Origin of the sequence: Streptomyces atratus, assembly GCF_900119365.1 — a bacterium.
Taxonomy (GTDB): Bacteria; Actinomycetota; Actinomycetes; order Streptomycetales; family Streptomycetaceae; genus Streptomyces; species Streptomyces atratus_B.
Genome location: NZ_FPJO01000011.1, coordinates 122,973 through 143,265, shown reverse-complemented (window position 1 = coordinate 143,265; position 20,293 = coordinate 122,973). Strand labels below are relative to the sequence as shown.

Sequence of the window (20,293 nt, the reverse complement as noted above, 5' to 3'; positions counted from 1 at the left end):
TCCGGCGGGCGGACGCCGGCGTCAGCCGCGCAGCACGGCGCGGATCTGTTCGAGGCCCCAGTCCAGGTCCTCCTTGCTGATCATCAGCGGCGGGGCGATCCGGATGGTCGAGCCATGGGTGTCCTTGACCAGTACCCCGCGGTCCATCAGCTTCTCGGAGATCTCCCGGCCGGTGCCGAGCGCCGGGGCGATGTCGACGCCCGCCCACAGCCCGCGGCCGCGCACCTCCTCCACCGCGCCGCCCACCATCAGCCCCAGCTCCTGGTGCAGGTGCTCGCCCAGCTCGGCCGCCCGCTGCTGGAACTCGCCGGTGCGGAGCATCGCGATGACCTCCAGCGCGACCGCGCAGGCCAGAGGATTGCCGCCGAACGTCGAACCGTGCTCACCGGGCCGGTACACCCCCAGCACCTTCTGCGACGAGACCACCGCCGACACCGGCACCACACCACCGCCCAGCGCCTTGCCGAGCACGTACATGTCCGGCACGACCCCCTCGTGCTCGCAGGCGAAGGTCCGGCCGGTCCGGCCCAGGCCCGACTGGATCTCGTCCGCGATGAACAGCACGTTCCGCTCGCGCGTGAGCGCGCGCACCCCGGGGAGATAGCCCGGCGGCGGCACCAGCACCCCGGCCTCGCCCTGGATCGGCTCCATGAGGACCGCCACGGTGTTCTCGGTCATCGCCTCCCGGAGCGCCGTGAGATCCCCGTACGGCACGATCTCGAACCCCGGCGTGTACGGGCCGAAGTCCTCCCGCGCCTCCGGGTCCGTGGAGAAGCTGATGATCGTCGTCGTCCGGCCGTGGAAGTTGTTCGCGGCGACGATGATCTTCGCCATGCCGTCCGGGACGCCCTTCACCCGGTAGCCCCACTTGCGGGCCGTCTTCACCGCGGTCTCCACGGCCTCCGCGCCCGTGTTCATCGGCAGCACCGACTCCATGCCGCACAACGCGGCGAGCTGCGTACAGAAGTCGGCGAACCGGTCGTGGTAGAAGGCGCGGGAGGTGAGGGTCACCCGCTCCAGCTGCGCCTTGGCGGCGTCGATCAGGCGCCGGTTGCCGTGACCGAAGTTGAGCGCCGAGTAGCCGGCGAGCATGTCGAGGTAGCGGCGGCCCTCGACATCGGTCATCCAGGCTCCGTCCGCCGTGGCGACGACGACGGGCAGCGGATGGTAGTTGTGCGCGCTGTGCGCCTCGGCGGAGGCGATGGCGGTGTCCGTGGTCGACACGGGATCTCCGTTCGTCGTGCGGCGTGGGCGGGGTGGTGCCCACTTTGTATCGTCGGTCGGATCCGTGGTGAGGAAACCTGTATTTCCCGGCGCGCCAGGCCGGTCGGGGGGCGGTGCCCGCACCTGAGACAATGAGTTCCATGGCCTCTGAACGCCCCCGTGTGCTCTCCGGAATCCAGCCCACCGCAGGCTCTTTCCACCTCGGCAATTACCTCGGCGCGGTCCGCCAGTGGGTGGCGCTGCAGGAATCCCACGACGCCTTCTACATGGTCGTGGACCTGCATGCGATCACCATCCCGCAGGACCCCGCGGAGCTGCGCGCGAACACCAGGCTCGCCGTCGCCCAGCTCCTCGCCGCCGGTCTCGACCCGGAGCGCTGCACGCTCTTCGTCCAGAGCCATGTCCCCGAGCACGCCCAGCTCGGCTGGATCATGAACTGCCTCACCGGTTTCGGCGAGGCCTCGCGCATGACGCAGTTCAAGGACAAGTCCGCCAAGCAGGGCGCCGACCGCACCACGGTCGGTCTCTTCACGTACCCGATGCTGATGGTGGCCGACATCCTGCTGTACCAGGCCGACCAGGTCCCGGTCGGTGAGGACCAGCGCCAGCACCTGGAGCTGACCCGTAATCTCGCCGAGCGGTTCAACGGCAGTTACGGCGACACGTTCACCGTGCCGGACCCGTACATCCTCAAGGAGACGGCGAAGATCTACGACCTCCAGGACCCGTCGGCGAAGATGAGCAAGTCGGCGCCGACCCCGAAGGGCCTGATCAACCTCCTGGACGAGCCGAAGGCCACCGCCAAGAAGGTGAAGAGCGCGGTCACCGACACCGACACGGTGATCCGCTTCGACCGCGCGGAGAAGCCCGGCGTCAGCAATCTGCTGAGCATCTACTCGACACTCACCGGGACCGGTATCGCGGATCTGGAGCAGAAGTACGAGGGCAAGGGCTACGGTGCGCTCAAGACCGACCTCGCCGAGGTCATGGTCGAGTTCGTCACACCGTTCCGTACCCGCACCCAGGAATACCTGGACGACCCGGAGACGCTGGACTCGATCCTGGCCAAGGGCGCGGAGAAGGCCCGTGCCGTCGCGGCCGAGACCCTGGCCCTGACGTACGACCGGATGGGTTTTCTGCCCGCGAAGCACTGAGTCCAAGGACCCTGGCGGTTTCGCGGCCGCAGGCGTCACACTGGCGACGGGAAGCTGAACCGGTCGGTGGCCGAAAACAGGCCACCGGCCATCGAGGATTGAGGAGGACGACGTGGGGACCGTAACGCTCGGCGTTTCGATCGCGGTCCCGGAGCCCTACGGCAGCCTGCTCCAGGAGCGGCGCGCGAGCTTCGGGGATCCTGCCGCGTACGGCATTCCCACCCACGTCACCCTTCTTCCGCCGACCGAGGCCGAGGCGGCCGACCTGCCCGCGATCGAGGCGCATCTCGCCCAGATCGCGACGGGCGGCCGCCCCTTCCCGATGCGGCTGTCCGGCACGGGGACCTTCCGTCCCCTCTCGCCGGTCGTCTTCGTCCAGGTCGTCGAGGGCGCCTCGGCCTGCACCTGGCTGCAGAAGCGGGTCCGGGACGCCTCCGGGCCGCTGGTGCGCGAGCTCCAGTTCCCGTACCACCCGCATGTGACCGTGGCGCACGACATCGCCGAGGCGGCGATGGACCGGGCGTACGCGGAGCTCGCCGACTACGAGGCCGCCTGGACCTGCGGTTCCTTCGCGCTGTACGAGCAGGGCTCGGACAGCGTCTGGCGCAAGATCAACGAGTTCCCGTTCGGCGCCGGTGGCGGCACGCCCGCCGTGCCCGCGCAGGGCGGCTCCTCCGTGGACGAGCCCTCCCTGCAGCCCTGATCACCTCCCGGCGGCTCCGGCTCAGATCGGCAGCCGCCGGAACAGCGGGCGCGGCACATGCCGCAGCGCCGACATCACCGCACGCAGCGACCCGGGCACCCACACCGTCTCCGAGCGCCGCCGCAGCCCCGTCACGATGGCCTCAGCGACCGCGTCCGGGGTGGTGGTGAGCGGCGACGCCTCCAGCGGCGCCGAGACGAACCGGGCCGCGGCCCGCACCGCTCCCGCTCCCTGCACCACTCCCGCGGCCTGTGTGGCTCCCGCCACCCGCACCGCCCCCGCCTCCGCCCTCGGCTCCGGACGTACGACGCCGGGGCGCACGACCATCACATGCGCCCCCGTCCCGTGCAGCGCGTCCCCCAGCCCCTGCGCGAACGCGTCCAGCCCCGCCTTGCTGGACCCGTAGATGAAGTCGGCGCGGCGGACGCGTTCGCCCGCCACCGAGGACAGCACCACCAGCGAGCCGTGCCCCTGCGCCTGGAGTGCGCCTGCGCACACCAGCCCGGCGGAGACGGCTCCCGTGTAGTTGGTCTGGGCGACCCGGACCGCGGCGAGCGGCTCCTCCTCGTCGCGCCCCTGGTCGCCCGCGATGCCGAAGGCGAGCAGCACCATGTCGATGTCGCCCTCGGCGAAGACCTTGCCGAGCGTGGTCTCGTGCGACGCGGAGTCCAGGGCGTCGAAGTCGACCGTGCGGACGTCGGCGCCGCGTGCGCGCAGTTCGGCGGCGGCCGCGTCGAGCGCGGGGGAGGGGCGCCCGGCCAGCCGGACCGTACGGGTCCGCAGGGCGATCAGCCGCCGCGCGGTGGCCAGGGCGATCTCCGACGTGCCGCCGAGGACGAGCAGGGACTGCGGGGCTCCGAAGGCGTCCTTCACGGGAACACTCCTTGCGACGTGGGGAGGGAGGGGCGGGCGGCGGTGGTCAGAGCGACAGGCGGCGCGACAGGTCCGAGCGGAAGGCCCCGTCCGGGTCCAGCTCGGCGCGCAGCGACCGGAAGTCGGCCAGCCTCGGATACATCGCGGCCAGCAGCTCCGGCCGGAGCCGGGAGTCCTTTGCCAGGCAGACCCGGCCGCCGGCCGCCGCCACCTCCTCGTCCAGCGAGTCCAGGAACCGGGCCAGGCCGGGCAGGGCGGCGGGCAGGTCGAGGGCGAGCGTCCAGCCGGGCACGGGGAACGACAGCCACCCCGGGTCGCCGGTGCCGAACCGCTTGAGCACCGCGTTCGACGACGGGCAGCGCCGCCGGGAGAGCCGGTGCACGATCCGGCGCAGCGCCTCCTCCCGGCCGTGTCCGACGACGAACTGGTACCGCACGGATCCGGCCCGCCCATGGGCCCGGCTCCACTGCGGCAGCCCGTCCAGCGGGTGGAAGAACGCGGCCAGCCTCTGGAGTTCGCCGATCCGGTACCTGGGCGCCCCGCGGTACCGGACCTCGTTGAACAGGGCGGCCGGGGTGCCGCCGAGCAGCGCCTCCGGTACGAGGGCGGGGGCGGTCGGCAGCGGCCCCGGGCGGAACGCCAGCGGTGTGCGCCGGGCGCGGGCCGGGAGCGCGTACCGGGGCACGTGCTCCCCTCGGGTCAGTACGGAGCGCCCCGTCGCCCGGCCGCGGGCGCGGAGGTCGATCCAGGCGGCCGAGTAGCGGTAGCGGTGGTCCCCGGCGCAGAGCCTCTCCAGCAGGTCGTCCAGATCGACGGCGCGTTCGGTGTCGACCGACATCCATGAGCTGGTGACGCGGTGGCACCGGAGCGTGGCCGAGAGGATCACACCCGTCAGGCCCAGACCGCCCGCGGTCGCGTCGAAGAGGGAGGTGCCGGACCGGACCGTACGGATCTCGCCCCCGGCGGTCAGCAGCTCCAGCTCCTGGACGTGCCGGGAGAAGGAGCCGGAGACGTGCTGGTTGTGGCCGTGGATGTCGGCGCCGATCGCGCCGCCCACCGTGACGTAGCGGGTGGTGGGCGTGACGGGGACGAACCAGCCGAGCGGCAGCAGGACCTCCATCAGCCGGTGCAGGCTGACCCCGGCGTCGCAGACCACGGTTCCGGTCCCGGCGTCGATGGTGCGGACCCGGTTCAGCGCGGTCATGTCGAGGACGGAGCCGCCCGCGTTCTGGGCCGCGTCGCCATGGGCCCGGCCGAGGCCCCGGGCGATGGAGCCGCGCGGTCCGCAGCCGCGTACCGTCGCCGCCGCCTCCTCGTACGAACGGGGGCGGAAACGCAGGGCGGCCGTCGGGGCGGTGCGGCCCCAGCCGGTCAGGGACACGGTGTCGACAGACATGACGGTGACCGTATCGCCCGAGAAAACCCTTTCGGGGCATTTGTTACAACACTCACCGTTATGGGTGATTGAGGGAGCGTCAGTCCGTACGGTGACGAGGCCCGGTGCCGGTTTTCCGCGCCCGGGAGGGTAAGCCGTACGTCATGGACTGGCTCAAGAACCTCCCCGTCATCGGGCCGATCGTCTCCCGGCTGATGGCGACGCACGCCTGGCGCTCCTACGAGACGCTGGAGCGGGTCCACTGGGCCAGGCTCGCCGCCGCGATCACCTTCATCAGCTTCCTGGCGCTCTTCCCGCTGATCGCGGTGGGTGCGGCGATCGGTGCCGCGCTGCTCTCCACCGAGCAGCTCCACAAGATCGAGGACAAGCTCGCCGAGCAGGTGCCCGGCATCTCCGACCAGCTCGGCATCGAGAACCTGGTGACCCACGCGGGCACGGTCGGACTGGTGGCCGGTGCGCTGCTGCTCCTCACCGGCATCGGCTGGATCGGCTCGATGCGGGACTGCCTGCGCGCCGTCTGGGGCATGGACGACATGGACCTGGGCAATCCGGTCCTGCGCAAACTCAAGGACGCGGGGCTGCTGTTCGGCCTCGGCGGGGCGGCGCTCGCCACCTTCGCGGTGTCGTCGGTCGGCTCGGTCGCCGTCGGCCGGGCCGCCGGTCTGCTGAACATCTCGGACCGGGGCGCGGGCGGTGTGGTGCTGCGGGTGGCCGCCCTGGTCGTGGCGGCGCTCGCCGGCTTCCTGCTGCTGCTCTACATGCTGACCCTGCTGCCCGGCGTCGAGCCCCCGCGGCGCAGCCTGCTGGTCGCCGGGGCGATCGGCGCGGTCTGCTTCGAACTGCTCAAGCTGCTGCTCGGCAGCTATATGAGGAGCGTGGCGTCGAAGAGCATGTACGGCGCCTTCGGGGTGCCGGTGGCGCTGCTGCTGTGGATCAACTTCTCGGCGAGGCTGCTGCTGTTCTGCGCCGCCTGGACGGCGACGCAGAACGACGAGGACACCGAGGCGGCGTCCGGGCAGGTCAGCGGCGAGGACGGCGGCGCATCAGGTCAGGCAGCGGCCAGCGCCGGTTGACCAGGAACACCCCGCCGGCCAGCAGCACCAGGGCGCCTCCGGTGATGCCCAGAGCGATCCCGGCGCCTCCGCCGCCGCTCTCGGTCGCGGAGGTCTTCGTGGTCCGCGCGGGGCCGTTCCTGCCCTCGTCCTTGCCCTGCTCGGCCGTGGGACCCTTCCCGGTCCCGGTGCCGGTGGTGGCGGACTTCGGGGGCACCAGCTCGCCGACCGGGGTCACCTTGCCGCTCGCGTCGAAGCCCCAGTCGAGGAGGCTGGCGGCCTCGTTGTAGACGGCGTGGGCCTTGTCGGACGACGGGTTCATGACGGTGACGAGCAGCACCTTGCCGTTGCGTTCGGCGACGCCGGTGAAGGTGTTGCCGGCGTGCGTGGTGTAGCCGTTCTTGACGCCCGCGATGCCCTTGTACGGGGCGACGCCGTCCGCGCCGGTGAGCAGCTTGTTGGTGTTCTGGATGCCGAAGCTCTCGCGCTTCCCCTTCTTCTTCGCGCCGGGGAACTGCGCCTCGGCCGTCGAGCAGTACTCCCGGAAGTCCGCCTTCTGCAGCCCGCTGCGGGCGAACAGCGTCAGGTCGTACGCGCTGGAGACCTGGTCGGGCGCGTCGTACCCGTCGGGCGAGACCACCGTGGTGTCGAGTGCCTGCAACTCCTCGGCGTGCGACTGCATGGCGTCGACCGTCTTGGGGACACCCCCGTACATCGAGGACAGCACGTGCACCGCGTCGTTGCCCGACCGCAGGAACACCCCGAGCCACAGGTCGTGGACCGTGTAGGTGAGCTTCTCCTTGACGCCGACCAGGCTGCTGCCCTCGCCGAGATCGGCGAGATCCTCGTCCTTGACGGTGTACTCCTGGGTCTTCGGCTGGAGCGCGGGCATCACGGTGTCCGCGAAGAGCATCTTCAGGGTGGAGGCGGGAGGCAGCCGCCAGTGCGGGTTGTGCGAGGCGAGGACCTGGCCGCTCTCCGCGTCCGCGACGATCCAGGACCTGCCCGTGAGGTCCTTCGGCAGCACCGGGGCGTCCGGTCCCAGTTTGACCTGCGTGCCGGGCCTGCCCAGCAGTTCGCCACCGACCTTGGACATGTCCGAGGGCGGCTTCGGCCGGTCGTCGGAGGTGTCCTTGCCGACCGCCGATGCCGGACTGATGACAAAAGTGGACAACAAGGCGGCAGAGATGACCGTCAGTGCGGTCTTTTTGAGAGCAGGCACGGTCGGAAACGTACAGGGAGAAGATATGAAAATGTGTCCGGATGGCTTGACCCGCCGGGCGTTCCGCCGGGACAGCCCACCCCGGGCGGCTCTGCCGGAGCGCGGCGGAGATACTGAGTCCATGAAGCTCAGCCGCCCCGTCTCCTGGTTCCTGCTCGCCTTCGGGGTGTGGAGCTGGTTCATCTGGATCACTTTCGTCAAGAACCTGTGGAAGGACGGCAGCGGACTCGCCTTCGACGACGCGGGTGACCCGACTGCGTACTTCTGGGTGCATCTGCTGCTCGCCATCACGTCCTTTCTCCTGGGGACGGCTGTTGGTGTGATCGGGTTCCGTGGCGTCAAGGCCCTGCGCCGCGAACGCGCATAATCAGGCCGTATGACGGACGGGTGAGGACGGGTGGCAGTGGCCGGACTCGTGGTGACGGTGATCGTGGTGCTCGCACTGCTCGCCGGTGTGCACCGCTATCTCTGGCGCCGCTTCGTCGGTGACACGACGGCCGAGGGCAGTGCCCTGCGCCGAGCCGGCACGGTGGCCGCGTACGTCCTGCCCCTGCTGAGCATCGGCGCGCTGGTCTCCGGCCGCGCGGGTGCGCCCTTCCGGCTCCAGCAGGTGCTGGCCTGGCCGGGCTATCTGTGGCTGGCCGCCGTGCTGTACCTGACGCTGGCTCTGCTGGTGGGCGAGGCGGTACGGCCGGTGCTGCGCCGGGTGCTCGCGAACCGGGCGGACCGGGCGAGCCGGGTGAACCGGGAGGGTGCGGACGCGACGGCAGCGGCGAGCGAGCCCCCCGCAGATCGCCCGAATGGCAGAAATCGCCCGTCGACCGCCTCGGTCGCGGAGGCTTCCGGCGGTGCCGCCCCGAGCACCCTCGTCGCCGACGCCCCCGCCCCGCAGCGCCCCGCCGCCCCCACACGCCGGCTGTTCGTCGCGCGGGCCGTCGGCGGTGCCGCCGCCGTCGCCGGGCTCGGTACGGTCGGCTACGGCACCTACGGGGTGCTGCGCGGGCCGCGGGTCAAGCGGATCACCGTCCCGCTCGCCAAACTGCCGCGCTCCGCGCACGGCTACCGGATCGCCGTCGTCAGCGACATCCACCTCGGCCCGACCCTCGGCCGCGCCCACACCCAGCGGATCGTCGACACCATCAACCGGACCCAGCCGGATCTGGTCGCCGTGGTGGGGGATCTCGTCGACGGAACCGTCGCCGACCTCGGGCCGGCCGCGGAGCCGCTCGCCCGGCTGAGTTCCCGGCAGGGGAATTTCTTCGTCACCGGTAATCACGAGTACTACTCCGGCGCCGCCCAATGGATCGACCAGGTGAGGGAATTGGGGCTTCACCCGCTGGAGAACTCCCGGGTCGAGATCGATGGATTCGATCTTGCGGGCGTCAATGACGTGGCCGGTGAGAGCGAAAGGCAGGGCCCCGACTTCGCGCTCGCGCTCGGCGACCGGGACCGCACCCGCGCCGCTGTTCTCCTGGCCCATCAGCCCGTCGTCATCCATGACGCGGTCGCCCATGGAGTGGACCTCCAGCTCTCCGGTCACACCCACGGCGGCCAGCTCTGGCCGGGCAAGTACATCGCGGATCTGGCCAATCCCACGGGCGCCGGGCTCGACCGGTACGGCGACACCCAGCTCTACGTTTCACGCGGCGCGGGCGCCTGGGGCCCGCCCGTACGGGTCGGCGCGCCCTCCGACATCACCGTCGTGGAGCTTGCTTCGCTGCGGGCGTGACTCTCCGTCGATGGCAGTTCCGGACGTTCACATGCACCCAAGGTTTCAGCTGCCGAACAAAAGGCTATGAGTCACAGTTTTACTCTTCCAGATGTGAAAATCGTGTGATTGGCTGATCGCGAGCATGCGGTGATGTGTGCATCTGAGCACAACGCCGAGGTGGGGCTGGTAAGGGAGAACACGTCAATGCGGTCGGTCCGGCTACGGATTCTCGCGATTCTCGCGGTTTTGGTCATCGCAGGTGTTGTTGCCTGGCAGCTGCTTCCCTCGGACGAGGTGAACAAGACCCCCGTCGCGGTCGGCACGACGGACGAGGTCACCTCGCTCGACCCGGCCGGTGCGTACGACGCGGGGTCCTGGGCGATGTACAGCAACATCTACCAGTCCCTGATGACGTTCAAGTCCGGGGCGGTCGTGCCCGAGCCCGACGCCGCCGAGAGCTGCGGGTTCATCGGTCAGAAGCTCCAGACGTACCAGTGCAGGCTCCGTGACGACCTGACGTTCTCCAACGGCCGCAAGATCACGGCCGAGGACGTCAAGTACTCCATCGAGCGCATGATCAAGATCAAGACGGACGTCGGTCCCTGGGTGCTCTTCCCGAGCCTCAAGAACGTGGTGGCCGACGGCCGCACCATCACCTTCAACCTCTCCTCGCGCGACGCGACCTTCCCGCAGAAGCTCGCCACCGGGGCCGGTTCGATCGTCGACCGCGAGTCGTACCCGGCGGACAAGCTCCGCAAGGGCAACACCGTCGACGGCTCGGGTCCGTACCTCCTGAAGACGTACCGGTCGGGCGAGATCGCCGAACTGGTCCCCAACCCCCTCTACAAGGGCGCGCTGAGCAAGCACGGTGTCCCGGTCACCGTGCACTACTACAAAAAGTCGGACGAGCTCCAGGCCGCCTGGAAGGCCAAGCAGCTCGACGTCACGCACCGCGAACTGCCGCCGGCCACGCTCGCCGAGCTGAACCCCGGCGACCCCGACCTGCGCGTCACCGAGGCGGAAAGCGCCGAGATCCGCAACCTCGTCTTCAACGTCCGGCCCGGCTCCCCGCTGGCCGACAAGAAGGTCCGGCAGGCCATCGCCTCGATCATCGACCGCGGGCCGCTGGTGACCGACGTCTACAAGAGCACCGTCGAGCCGCTCTACTCGCTGATCCCGCAGGGCTACATCGGGCACAGCACACCGTTCTTCGACGCCTACCCCTCGCCCGACCCGGCGCGCGCCAAGAAGCTGTTGGCGGAAGCCGGCGTGCAGACGCCGCTGAACATCAGCTTCGGCTACGGCGGCGGCAACGAGACGTCCGAGCAGGAGACCGCGGAGCTCCGCCGCCAGCTGGAGGCCGACGGGCTGTTCAAGGTCAAGGTCCACGCCGTCGACTGGTTGAAGTTCCAGAAGGAGTACGCGGCCGGCAAGTACGACGCGTACACGGTCGGCTGGCTCCCCGACTACCCGGACTCCGACACCTTCAGCCAGCCGCTGGTCGGCCGCAACAACAGCCTCCACAACGGCTACTCCAGCAAGAAGGTGGACGGCCTGATCAGCTCCACGCTGCAGTACAGCGACCGCGGGCGCACCGCGGCCGACTTCAAGGAGCTCCAGGCGCAGGTCGGCGAGGACGTGCCGCTGGTCCCGCTGTGGCAGAAGAAGGACTATGTCGTCAGCACGACGGACGTCTCCGGTTCGCAGTACCTCTCGGACGGAACCGGCCTCTGGCGGCTCTGGGAACTGAAGCGGATCTGACGGGCCTGACGGATCGGACGGGCCTGAGGTCCTGCCGGTCCGCCGGACCGGAACACGGGGCGGTCGTACCGGCACTGCCGGACGGCCGCCCCGCCGCTTTCCCAAGGGATTACGGGACGGCGCTCAGTCCGATGCGTCGGAGCGCCCCCGGCCCCCGGACTTCGCGGCGCCGGGCAGGAACTCCTCCAGCACGTCGTGGATCTGCCGCACCAGCGGCCGCAGCACCCGGAACCGGGAGAGCGCGATGGCGCGGGCGCCGATCGGGGCGGAGCGCTCGACCAGGCGGCGGCTGCGCTCGGTGTGCTCCGTCCGGTCGTACACCCAGTACAGCACCAGCCCCATCTGTATCAGCCACATCAACTGTGGCAGCAGCTCGGCCAGTTCGGGGTCGGTCTTGGTGTCGGATCCGGCCAGGCAGCGCCGGTGGATGGAGATCGCCGCCTCGCGGGCCGCGACCGACTCCGCGGAGAACGGGCTGAGCGGGCTCTCCGGGTCGGCGGCGTTCTTGAAGAACTGGGCGGCGAAGCGGTGGTACGGCTCCGCCACGTCCAGCCAGGTGAGCAGGACCCCGCGCATGCGCACCGCGAGGTCCTTGTCGCCGTCCAGGACCGGCTGCACCGCCGCCGCGTGTTCGGCGGCGAGCCGGTCGTAGAAGCCCTGGACGAGGTGTTCCTTGTTCGTGAAGTAGTAGTAGGCGTTCCCCACGGAGACGCCGGCCTCCTGGGCGATGGCCCGCATCGTCGTCTTGTCGTAGCCGCGTTCCTGGAAGAGCCGGAGCGCCGTTTCGAGGATGAGTGTGCGGGTCTGCTCGCTCTTGGGAGCCTTGACTTCCTTCACGTCCTTCGCTTCCTTCACCACAGTCCCGAGGGTATCCGCCCCGGTCAGCCTCCGGATCCGGGGACCGTACAGGCACCGTCCCCGTCCCCCTCGCCGCACGGCGGAGCGGTCAGGGACCGGTACTTCGCGGCGGCCAGTACGGTGGCCCGGGCGAACGGGCGGCCCGCCGGGGTGGTCAGCCAGTGCGCCCTGGGCCGGTGCTCGGCCAGCGCCCAGAGGCAGACGATCCACGCGGAGGTGGAGCGGTAGATCTGCCCCCGGTCGCCGACCACCGTGATCTCGTCCAGCGTCCCGGCGTGGTCGAGCCCGGGGAAGCGGCGGCGCGCCTCCTCGGAGGCCGCCGGGACGAGGTCGAGCGGGACGAGCTGACGCTGCTTCATCAGCCACTGCCGCAGGTGGCGGCAGAGCGGGCACCGCGCGTCGTACAGCACCGTGAGGCGCTCGACGGAGAGCGGCTGCCCGCCCGGCCCGTCCGTCATGGCGCTCAGGCCCTCGGGGCGGGCGCCGCCCACGGACCGTTGCCCGGTCCCGTCCAGCCCTGCGGGGCCACGGGCGGGATCTGCTCACGCTCCATCAGGCCGCGGCGGCGGATCCTGTTGAGTACATAGACATTCCCGAGGTGCATCACGCCGAGGACGAGCAGGACGACGCCGAGCTTCACCGACAGCGCCTCGAAGAGCCCGCGGGCGTCGGTGACTCCGTCGGAGTTCCTCAGATAGAGGGTGACGAAGCCCAGGTTGACCAGGTAGAAGCCGACCACCAGCAGATGGTTGACGGCATCGGCGAGCTTTTCGTTCCCATGCAGCACATCGGCGAGGAACACCCTGCCGTTGCGGCTGAGCGTGCGCGCGACCCAGACGGTCAACGCCACGCTGATCAGCAGGTAGATGACGTACGCGACAACAGTGAGGTCCATGCCCCACCCTCCCTTGAACGCGTTCAAAAGTTGTTGTCATGGACTGTAGACCTGCTTTTGAACATGTTCAAGCCGGGGTCGCGGTGGCATGCTCCGCCTGCTTGCCGGGCGCCCCGAGGTGCCGTACGCCCGGTACTGCCGCCGTCCCCAGGCAGGCCGCGCCGACCGCCACCGCGGCGACGGTCAGGGGTGCTTCGGCACCCCAGGCCGAGGCCGCGAGCGGGGCCAGGGCGTAGCCGAGCGGCATCGCGCCGAGGGAGAGCAGCCAGTCGTACGAGGTCACCCGGGCCAGTGCGTGTGCCGGTACGGCGGACTGGACCGAGGTCTCCCAGACCGGGCCGAGGAAGCCGAGGCCGGCCTGGGCGACGCCGTACGCGGCGATGGTGAGCGCGACCGGCGCATGGGCGGCCAGCAGGCCGAGCGGCAGGGCGTACGTGGCGAGGCCCAGGTTGGCCACCAGGACCGGGCGGCGGGGGCGGGCCCGGCCGGCCAGCAGGGAGCCGAGGAGCAGGCCGACCGCACCGGTCTGGAGAAGGGCGACCCAGACGCCCTTGCCGCCCAGCTCCCGGACGAAGAGCGCCGGGCCGACCGTCATCAGGACGGCCGCCGCGCCGTTCCAGACGGCGTGCGCGATCAGGCTCGTCCAGTACCAGTCACGGCCGCGGACCTCGCCCCAGCCCTCCTTGAGGTCGGTGAGCAGTGAGCGCCTCGGGACGGGTGCGTGCCGGACCTCGACGGCGGACAGCAGCGCGGCGCTCACCGCGAAAGTGGCGCCGTCCAGAACGAAGGCCCAGCCCGGACCCGCGGTGAGGATCAGCGCACCAGCGAGGGCCGGCCCGCCGAGCCGGGCGGAGCTGTTGACGACCGCCATCAGTGAATTGGCGCGCAGCAGCCCGGACTCCGCCACGGTGCCCCGGATCAGTGGCGAGACGGTCGGCATCGCGAAGGCCCCTGCGGCGCCGCCGATCGCCTCGGCGAGCGCGATCTGCCAGAGCGCGGGGGAGCCGCCGAGCAGCTCCGCGCCGACGAAGAGCTGGGTCGCGCACCGTACGAGATCCGTGGTGAGCGCGACCGTACGGGCGTTGAAGCGGTCACCCACGACGCCGCCCAGCGGCAGCAGGAGCAGCTTGGGGACCATCGCGCAGCCCAGGACGAGGGCGAGCGCCCCGGTCGAGCCGGTGGCCAGGTAGACGGCAAGGGAGAGGGCGGTGGGGATGACGGCGTCGCCGATGAGCGAGAGGGCGCGGCCGATGAAGAGCAGGCGGAAGGCGCGCGTGCGCAAGGGGTGCGGCATGCTCACCGACGAGGGCCGCTCGACCTGGCTGGGCGCGATGGACGTCCTCGGTCACGAGGAGTACCGGCTGCTCGGCGTCCTCGACAAGGACGAACGCACACTGCTCAACGACATGCTGCGGCGCGTCATGGTGGTCGCGGAGGACCGGGGCGGCGCCGCCTGGGACTGAGAGCCTGTCGGGTGACCTTCGACCGGGAAGCGGGCGTGCCAGGGCGTGACCGCCCGATCAGAGGTCACCCGACAGGCTCTGAGCCGCGGGCGCTCGGCCGTGCGCTCAGCGGGGCCCGTCGGCCGCCTCGCCGGGATCGGCCACGGCACGCTCGGCCAGCTCCGCCCTCAGCTCGTCCAGGTCCTTCGCGAGGACCCGCCCGAGCACCTCGTTCCACCGCTCGGCCGCCTCCTCCACCGAGGAGCGGAAGCCGCGGCGCAGCGGCACACCCGCGAGCAGCAGTGCGAACGCGGCGACCGGCCGCAGCAGCAGCCGCCCGTGCACGGTCACCGTGACATCGACGAACCACAGGCCCGGCTCCGCCCGGCGCGGCCGCAGATACAGGCGGGCGACCCCCAGCCGGTGCTTCAGCCGCGCGGTGGCCGGTGCGCGGGCCACCGGGGGCGCCCCGGGCGCCAGGGCGGCCGCCGCCCACCAGGCGGCCAGGTCGAGCGAGGCCCTGCCCGACATGCGGCGCAGCGAACCAGAGCCCTCGGGCCCCCACATCCGCCCCTCGATCTCCAGCGACGCCGGACGGTCGGGGCTGCGCAGCCGCAGGGCCATCCGCCCGGACAACTCCGGTGACCGCATCAGCTGTTCGACGGCGATCGCACTGCCGCGCCGCCACTCCCGTATCACCGTCGTGTCCAGCTCCCCGGTGTCGGGGCCGTGGGACTCGTACCGGGCACCGGGCCGCAGATGGCGGCCCTTGACCAGGGCGAGGCCGGGGACGGCCCGCCCGTCCGGCAGCACCACGGACCGGCCCCGGGCCCGGGTGGACTCGACGAGATCCCAGACCAGCCCGGCGCAGGCGTCGAGCAGTTCACGGTCCGGCGCGCGGACGGTGACGGTGTGGTGGAGGCGGGCCATCGGCGCCGACCGTCAGACGCTCATCGCGCGGGCCGTGTTGAGCTGGGCCATCACCATGGGGAAGGTGTCGGGGCCGACCGCCGGGATCATCGTCGAGTGATGCCGCCCGCCGCTGGTCACCGAGACCTGGACGAAGCCGGTCGTCCGCTTCTCCTTCATCAGCAGGAACAGCAGGCCGACCAGGCAGAACAGCGCGAAGACGATCGCGAGCACGATCCCCACCGTCGGGATCTTCTCCTCGGTGCGGGTCAGGTCCGTGGCCGTCCACACCGCGCCCTTGAGCGGCATCGGACCGGCCGGAGTCACGATCTGGTCCTGCATCACGGCGATGTCACCGAACGTCAGGACCGGCATCCCGGCGCCCATCGGGGCGCCCGGCTGCGGCGGGAAGCCGTGACCGGGCATGGTCGGCTGGGCCGCGACGCCCTGCGGATAGCCGTAGGCGGGGCCGGGCTGGGCCGCCGACTCGGGCAGCGGCTGCGGGTAGCCGTACGCCGGGGCGCCCGGGCCGGGTTGTGCCTGGCCGTCCGCGACGGTGGGCGGATTGCCCGGCTGCTGGGGAGCCGGCCCCCACTTGTATGAGTCGTCCGCGTACGGATTCGGATCGCTCAACGTTCCCCGCTCTCGATCAAGCCTGTGCGCCCCGGGCCCTGCTGCGCCGGCGGCGAACCGGCGCCCGGTTCCGCACGACCGTACCGCCAAGGCCCGGGCGGCGCAGCAAGAGGCCCCGCTCCCCGCAGAGTTCCTGCGGAGAACGGGGCCGGATGCGGCTGCCGTGAAGCGGCGGTCAGAAGCGGCGCGTGATCAGCGCCCGCTTGACCTCCTGGATCGCCTTGGTGACCTCGATGCCACGCGGGCAGGCGTCCGTGCAGTTGAAGGTGGTGCGGCAACGCCACACCCCGTCACGGTCGTTGAGGATCTCCAGGCGCTGCTCGCCGCCCTCGTCGCGCGAGTCGAAGATGAAGCGGTGCGCGTTGACGATCGCCGCCGGGCCGAAGTACTGGCCGTCGTTCCAGAACACCGGGCACGAGGACGTGCACGCGGCGCAGAGGATGCACTTGGTGGTGTCGTCGAAGCGCTCGCGGTCCTCGGCGGACTGCAGGCGCTCACGGGTCGGCTCGTTCCCCTTGGTGATGAGGAAGGGCATGACGTCGCGGTACGCCTGGAAGAACGGGTCCATGTCGACCACGAGGTCCTTGAGGACCGTGAGGCCCTTGATGGCCTCGACCGTGATCGGCTTCTCCGGGTTGATGTCCTTGATCAGCGTCTTGCAGGCGAGCCTGTTCTTGCCGTTGATCCGCATCGCGTCGGAGCCGCAGATGCCGTGCGCGCAGGAGCGGCGGAAGGTCAGGGTGCCGTCCGTCTCCCACTTGATCTTGTGAAGGGCGTCGAGCACACGCTCCTTCGGGTCGATCGAGATCTGGAAGTCCTGCCACTGGACCTCGTCGGAGACCTCCGGGTTGAAGCGGCGGATCCGGAGGGTGACCGTGATGTACGGGGAGGAGGCGGACTCCGCCTCGACCTTGTCCAGAATCGGGGTTGCCATCAGTACTTACGCTCCATCGGCTGGTAGCGGGTCTGGACGACCGGCTTGTAGTCGAGCCGGATCGACTCGGTGCCGTCGGCCGAGACCTCGCGGTACGCCATGGTGTGGCGCATGAAGTTGACGTCGTCGCGGTTCGGGTAGTCCTCGCGGTAGTGACCGCCGCGGGACTCCTTGCGGGCCAGCGCGGAGGTCGCCATGACCTCGGCCAGGTCGAGCAGGTTGCCCAGCTCGACGGCCTCCAGGAGGTCCGTGTTGAACCGCTTGCCCTTGTCCTGGATGGACACGTCGAGGTAGCGCTTGCGCAGCTCGGCGATCTTGTCGACGGCCGTCTTGATGGTCTGCTCGGTGCGGAACACCATCACATTGGCGTCCATGCACTCCTGCAGCTCCTGACGGATCGTCGCGACCCGCTCGGTGCCCGTCGAGTTGCGCAGCCGCTCGATCTGCTCCTCGACCATCTGCGCCGGGTTCTCGGGAAGCTCGACGAAGTCGTTCTTCGTGGCGTACTCGGCGGCGCCGATGCCCGAGCGGCGTCCGAAGACGTTGATGTCGAGCAGCGAGTTGGTGCCGAGGCGGTTGGCGCCGTGCACCGAGACGCAGGCGACCTCGCCGGCGGCGTACAGGCCCGGGACGACGGTGGTGTTGTCGGCCAGCACCTCGCCCTCGACGTTGGTCGGGATGCCGCCCATGGCGTAGTGCGCGGTCGGCTGGATCGGGATCGGGTCCGTGTAGGGCTCGATGCCGAGGTACGTGCGCGCGAACTCGGTGATGTCCGGGAGCTTGGCGTCCAGCTGCTCCGGCGGCAGGTGCGTGAGGTCGAGGTAGACGTGGTCGCCCTCGGGACCGCAGCCGCGGCCCTCACGGATCTCCGTGTAGATGGAGCGGGACACGACGTCACGGGACGCGAGGTCCTTCATGACCGGCGCGTACTTCTCCATGAAGCGCTCGCCGTCCTTGTTGCGGAGGATGCCGCCCTCACCGCGGGCGCCCTCCGTCAGCAGGATGCCCATGCGCCAGATGCCCGTCGGGTGGAACTGGAAGAACTCCATGTCCTCCAGCGGCAGGCCCCGGCGCCAGGCGGCGGCCTGGCCGTCACCGGTCAGGGTGTGCGCGTTGGACGTCACCTTGAAGAACTTGCCGGTGCCGCCGGACGCGAAGATGACCGACTTCGCCTGGAAGACGTGGATCTCGCCGGTCGCCAGCTCGTACGCGACGACGCCGGCGGACTTCTTGACCCCGTCCACCTCCTGGAGCAGCAGGTCCAGGACGTAGAACTCGTTGAAGAACTCCACACCCTCCTTGACGCAGTTCTGGTACAGCGTCTGGAGGATCATGTGGCCGGTGCGGTCCGAGGCGTAGCAGGACCGGCGGACCGGGGCCTCGCCGTGACTGCGGGTGTGACCGCCGAAGCGGCGCTGGTCGATGCGGCCCTCGGGCGTGCGGTTGAACGGGAGGCCCATCTTCTCCAGGTCGAGGACGGCGTCGATGGCCTCCTTCGCCAGGATCTCGGCGGCGTCCTGGTCGACCAGGTAGTCGCCGCCCTTGACGGTGTCGAAGGTGTGCCACTCCCAGTTGTCCTCCTCCACGTTGGCGAGCGCGGCGGCCATGCCGCCCTGCGCGGCGCCCGTGTGGGAGCGGGTCGGGTACAGCTTCGTGAGCACGGCGGTACGGCTGCGCTTGGTGGACTCGATGGCCGCGCGCATACCGGCGCCGCCGGCGCCGACGATGACGGTGTCGTACTTGTGGATCTGCATGATTTCCTCTGGTCCCTCTGGCCCGGCGCCTAGCGGATGTTCGGGTCGAAGGTGAAGATCACCAGCGTGCCCAGCAGGACGGTGAACACCGTGGCGGTGTACAGGAGCATCTTCAGCCAGAAGCGGGTGTTGTCCCGTTCGGCGTAGTCGTTGATGACCGTACGGAGACCATTGGCGCCGTGGAGCATGGCCAGCCACAGCATCGCCAGGTCCCAGACCTGCCAGAACGGCGAGGCCCAGCGGCCCGCCACGAAGGCGAAGCCGATCTTGGAGACGCCGCCGTCCAGCACCAGCTGGATCAGCAGGTGGCCCAGGACCAGGACGACCAGGACGATGCCCGACAGGCGCATGAAGAGCCAGGCGTACATCTCGAAGTTGGTGCGCGAACCCTTGGGGGTCTTGCCGGTCCGCTTGCGCGGCGGCTCGATGACCGGGGCCGGGTTGTCTACGTCGTACAGGCTGACGCCCTCGACGGAGCCGATCGCGGCGGAGGACTCGGTGGACATTGGCCTCAGCTCCCGAATACTTCGCGTACGGCGTGGCCGAGGACCGGGTACAGCGCCCCGACCATCAGCACGACCCAGATGCCCACGACCGACCAGAGCATCTGCTTCTGGTAGCGCGGGCCCTTGGCCCAGAAGTCCACGGCGACGATCCGGAGACCGTTCAGCGCGTGGAAGAGAATGGCGGCCACCAGGCCGTATTCGAGGAGCGCGACGATCGGCGTCTTGTACGTGGCCACGACGTCGTCGTAGGCCTCGGGGGAGACGCGGACGAGAGCGGTGTCCAGGACGTGTACGAACAGGAAGAAGAAAATGAGGACACCGGTGACTCGATGAGCCACCCAGGACCACATGCCTTCCCGGCCGCGGTACAGCGTTCCAGCCGGCACGGAAGAACCCTCCGGGAGCGGGGATTGGGGTCGGCCGGCTTGACTGTCGGTCTGACCCGGCCGGGTACGGTCCACCGGCCCCGGCCATCGTAGCGACGGTTTGTCGGTTCGTTCGCGCGGGGGCCCGCGGTGTGATCAAAGTGGCAATCAAACAGGCACGGACGGGCTAGAAAGGGCTGCCGGACGTCGCCGCCGAGCCCGTTCCGTTATGAACCCGATACCAGCTCGATGATGCGGCCCCGGGCGAGTCGGCGCATCTCGTCCGCGGAGACCACCCGCTCCTGGTCGGATTCGTGGCCCAGCCTGGCCCGGATACCGGCGAGCACCTGGTCCGGCTGTTCGGCCGGCTCCAGCCCGTCCACGCACATCACGAAGACATGGCCGAAGCGGGACTCGTACGCGGCGTGCGCGGCCCGCAGCGCGAGATGTGCGGAGTGCGGCGCGGCATGGTGCAGACCGGGCGGGACCTCGACGGCGAGCGCCTCGGCGAGATCCGCCGGGGCCAGGTCGTAGCCCGCCTCGTCGGCCGCGGCCAGCAGCGAGTCCAGGTCGGGATAGGGGCGGTGGGCGGTCAGCCGCTGCGCCCAGCGGCGGCTGCCGCAGCACTCCAGCAGGGCGGCCTCGGCCTCGGCGGGCGGCGCGGTGTTGAAGAGGCCGAGGCCCTGGGCGTGTGCGGATCCGGAATTCTGGACGGGTACGGCCGTCCGGGTGGCCGGTTGCCGCAGTTGCTCCGGGAGGCCTGCGTGGGACTCGCTGGACCTGGACAGCGTGGGCTCCTCGGTTCAACGGCATCTGTGACCCTGGAGCGGGCAGGGGCGGATGGGGTCAGACAGATGCAGGGTGCAGGGAGAGACGAATGTGCCTCAAAGCTAGCGAGGAG

The 20,293-nt window shown here is 70.4% G+C and carries 21 protein-coding genes and 1 pseudogene; 7 read left to right on the top strand and 15 right to left on the bottom strand.

What is annotated here, in order from left to right; genetic code table 11:
• Positions 1-21: 21 nt before the first annotated feature.
• The gene (gene rocD, locus BT364_RS20240) at positions 22-1,224 is read right to left on the bottom strand and encodes an ornithine--oxo-acid transaminase (protein ID WP_072486607.1); all 1,203 of its coding nucleotides are present in this window, start codon (positions 1,222-1,224) and stop codon (positions 22-24) included.
• 140 nt (positions 1,225-1,364) lie between these two features.
• Between rocD and trpS the strand changes: the two genes are divergently transcribed.
• Positions 1,365-2,378, top strand: coding sequence for a tryptophan--tRNA ligase (gene trpS, locus BT364_RS20235; protein ID WP_107408268.1), 1,014 nt, complete (start codon positions 1,365-1,367; stop codon positions 2,376-2,378).
• 112 nt (positions 2,379-2,490) lie between these two features.
• Positions 2,491-3,081 (top strand): 2'-5' RNA ligase family protein, encoded by a 591-nt coding sequence (locus tag BT364_RS20230; RefSeq protein WP_072486605.1) that lies wholly within the window; start codon positions 2,491-2,493, stop codon positions 3,079-3,081.
• 21 nt (positions 3,082-3,102) lie between these two features.
• On the opposite strand, the gene BT364_RS20225 is transcribed toward BT364_RS20230, so the two are convergent.
• Both BT364_RS20225 and BT364_RS20220 read right to left on the bottom strand, forming a co-directional pair.
• On the bottom strand, positions 3,103-3,954 hold the full coding sequence (locus tag BT364_RS20225) for a decaprenylphospho-beta-D-erythro-pentofuranosid-2-ulose 2-reductase (RefSeq protein WP_072486604.1): 852 nt from the start codon (positions 3,952-3,954) through the stop codon (positions 3,103-3,105).
• A gap of 46 nt (positions 3,955-4,000) precedes the next feature.
• Positions 4,001-5,350, bottom strand: coding sequence for a decaprenylphosphoryl-beta-D-ribose oxidase (locus tag BT364_RS20220; protein ID WP_072486603.1), 1,350 nt, complete (start codon positions 5,348-5,350; stop codon positions 4,001-4,003).
• 143 nt (positions 5,351-5,493) lie between these two features.
• Between BT364_RS20220 and BT364_RS20215 the strand changes: the two genes are divergently transcribed.
• Positions 5,494-6,423 carry a YihY/virulence factor BrkB family protein gene (locus tag BT364_RS20215; RefSeq protein WP_072486602.1) on the top strand — a complete coding sequence of 310 codons (930 nt, stop codon included), beginning with the start codon at positions 5,494-5,496 and terminating at the stop codon, positions 6,421-6,423.
• Here BT364_RS20215 and BT364_RS20210 read toward each other — a convergent pair.
• Positions 6,371-7,624 (bottom strand): D-alanyl-D-alanine carboxypeptidase family protein, encoded by a 1,254-nt coding sequence (locus tag BT364_RS20210; RefSeq protein WP_371268628.1) that lies wholly within the window; start codon positions 7,622-7,624, stop codon positions 6,371-6,373. The genes BT364_RS20215 and BT364_RS20210 overlap by 53 nt on opposite strands.
• 121 nt (positions 7,625-7,745) lie before the next feature.
• Between BT364_RS20210 and BT364_RS39230 the strand changes: the two genes are divergently transcribed.
• The 3 genes from BT364_RS39230 (at position 7,746) to BT364_RS20200 (ending at position 11,096) form a co-directional block, all read left to right on the top strand.
• Positions 7,746-7,991, top strand: a complete 246-nt coding sequence (locus tag BT364_RS39230) for an SCO4848 family membrane protein (RefSeq protein WP_079179553.1) — start codon at positions 7,746-7,748, stop codon at positions 7,989-7,991.
• A gap of 30 nt (positions 7,992-8,021) precedes the next feature.
• Positions 8,022-9,353, top strand: coding sequence for a metallophosphoesterase (locus tag BT364_RS20205; protein WP_072486601.1), 1,332 nt, complete (start codon positions 8,022-8,024; stop codon positions 9,351-9,353).
• A gap of 186 nt (positions 9,354-9,539) precedes the next feature.
• Positions 9,540-11,096 (top strand): ABC transporter substrate-binding protein, encoded by a 1,557-nt coding sequence (locus BT364_RS20200; RefSeq protein WP_072486600.1) that lies wholly within the window; start codon positions 9,540-9,542, stop codon positions 11,094-11,096.
• Between the two features lie 123 nt (positions 11,097-11,219).
• Here BT364_RS20200 and BT364_RS20195 read toward each other — a convergent pair whose 3' ends face one another.
• The 4 genes from BT364_RS20195 to BT364_RS20180 form a co-directional block, all read right to left on the bottom strand.
• Positions 11,220-11,954 (bottom strand): TetR/AcrR family transcriptional regulator, encoded by a 735-nt coding sequence (locus BT364_RS20195; protein WP_072486599.1) that lies wholly within the window; start codon positions 11,952-11,954, stop codon positions 11,220-11,222.
• Between the two features lie 23 nt (positions 11,955-11,977).
• Entirely contained in the window at positions 11,978-12,412 is a 435-nt protein-coding gene (locus tag BT364_RS20190; RefSeq protein ID WP_072486717.1) for a thiol-disulfide oxidoreductase DCC family protein, read from the bottom strand.
• A 5-nt stretch (positions 12,413-12,417) separates the two neighbouring features.
• Positions 12,418-12,849, bottom strand: a complete 432-nt coding sequence (locus BT364_RS20185) for a hypothetical protein (protein WP_072486598.1) — start codon at positions 12,847-12,849, stop codon at positions 12,418-12,420.
• 67 nt (positions 12,850-12,916) lie between these two features.
• A complete protein-coding gene (locus BT364_RS20180) occupies positions 12,917-14,143 on the bottom strand; it encodes an MFS transporter (RefSeq protein ID WP_072486597.1) in 1,227 nt (408 codons plus the stop codon).
• A gap of 1 nt (position 14,144) precedes the next feature.
• Between BT364_RS20180 and BT364_RS20175 the strand changes: the two are divergent.
• Positions 14,145-14,312: pseudogene (locus tag BT364_RS20175) on the top strand (MarR family winged helix-turn-helix transcriptional regulator); the annotation flags it as partial.
• Between the two features lie 105 nt (positions 14,313-14,417).
• On the opposite strand, the gene BT364_RS20170 reads toward BT364_RS20175, so the two are convergent.
• The 7 genes from BT364_RS20170 to BT364_RS20140 form a co-directional block, all read right to left on the bottom strand.
• The gene (locus tag BT364_RS20170; RefSeq protein WP_072486596.1) at positions 14,418-15,221 is read right to left on the bottom strand and encodes a hypothetical protein; all 804 of its coding nucleotides are present in this window, start codon (positions 15,219-15,221) and stop codon (positions 14,418-14,420) included.
• Positions 15,222-15,233: 12 nt separating this feature from the next.
• Positions 15,234-15,833 (bottom strand): hypothetical protein, encoded by a 600-nt coding sequence (locus tag BT364_RS20165; protein WP_072486595.1) that lies wholly within the window; start codon positions 15,831-15,833, stop codon positions 15,234-15,236.
• Between the two features lie 175 nt (positions 15,834-16,008).
• A complete protein-coding gene (locus BT364_RS20160) occupies positions 16,009-16,767 on the bottom strand; it encodes a succinate dehydrogenase iron-sulfur subunit (RefSeq protein ID WP_072486594.1) in 759 nt (252 codons plus the stop codon).
• Positions 16,767-18,521, bottom strand: coding sequence for a succinate dehydrogenase flavoprotein subunit (gene sdhA / locus BT364_RS20155; RefSeq protein WP_072486593.1), 1,755 nt, complete (start codon positions 18,519-18,521; stop codon positions 16,767-16,769). Before sdhA ends, BT364_RS20160 begins: the two co-directional genes overlap by 1 nt.
• 29 nt (positions 18,522-18,550) lie before the next feature.
• Entirely contained in the window at positions 18,551-19,027 is a 477-nt protein-coding gene (locus tag BT364_RS20150; protein WP_072486592.1) for a succinate dehydrogenase hydrophobic membrane anchor subunit, read from the bottom strand.
• Positions 19,028-19,032: 5 nt separating this feature from the next.
• Positions 19,033-19,413: a succinate dehydrogenase, cytochrome b556 subunit gene (gene sdhC, locus BT364_RS20145; protein WP_072486591.1), complete on the bottom strand. Its 381-nt coding sequence runs from the start codon at positions 19,411-19,413 to the stop codon at positions 19,033-19,035.
• Between the two features lie 206 nt (positions 19,414-19,619).
• On the bottom strand, positions 19,620-20,138 hold the full coding sequence (locus BT364_RS20140; RefSeq protein ID WP_072486590.1) for a 2-oxo-4-hydroxy-4-carboxy-5-ureidoimidazoline decarboxylase: 519 nt from the start codon (positions 20,136-20,138) through the stop codon (positions 19,620-19,622).
• Positions 20,139-20,293 lie beyond the last annotated feature (155 nt).